Source organism: Shewanella sp. AS16 (assembly GCF_021412365.1).
GTDB lineage: Bacteria > Pseudomonadota > Gammaproteobacteria > Enterobacterales > Shewanellaceae > Shewanella > Shewanella salipaludis.
Genome location: NZ_JAKCLK010000104.1, coordinates 1 through 341, shown reverse-complemented (window position 1 = coordinate 341; position 341 = coordinate 1). Strand labels below are relative to the sequence as shown.

Sequence of the window (341 nt, the reverse complement as noted above, 5' to 3'; positions counted from 1 at the left end):
AGCATTGAAAGGCTCATGGATAAGGGGATTATTCGAAGTGCGCCAATGGCGAATTTCGAAATAATCAACAACTTAGGATTAAAACGAAATGTAGGTGCTTACATCTTCGAAGGCGAACAAGGTAAGCGCGACAGCATCATTGTCGTCGCACAGCTCTGTCCTGAATTCACAGCTCGCCTGGTAGATCGCTGGCGCGAACTGGAAGAACAGATCCGTAAGCCAATGAGCGAAATCGAAATGGTTGCCGCGATGGCTCTTGAAGCCGTTCGCCAACAGAAACGGATCACTCAGGTGGAAGAAAAAGTCAGCCACGTTGCTGAAACAGTCGAGCAAATTAAAAA

General features: G+C 47.2%; 1 pseudogene. It reads left to right on the top strand.

Going from position 1 to position 341, the window contains the following annotated elements:
• Positions 1-15 precede the first annotated feature (15 nt).
• A pseudogene (locus tag LZP73_RS19535) lies at positions 16-341 on the top strand (hypothetical protein); the annotation flags it as partial.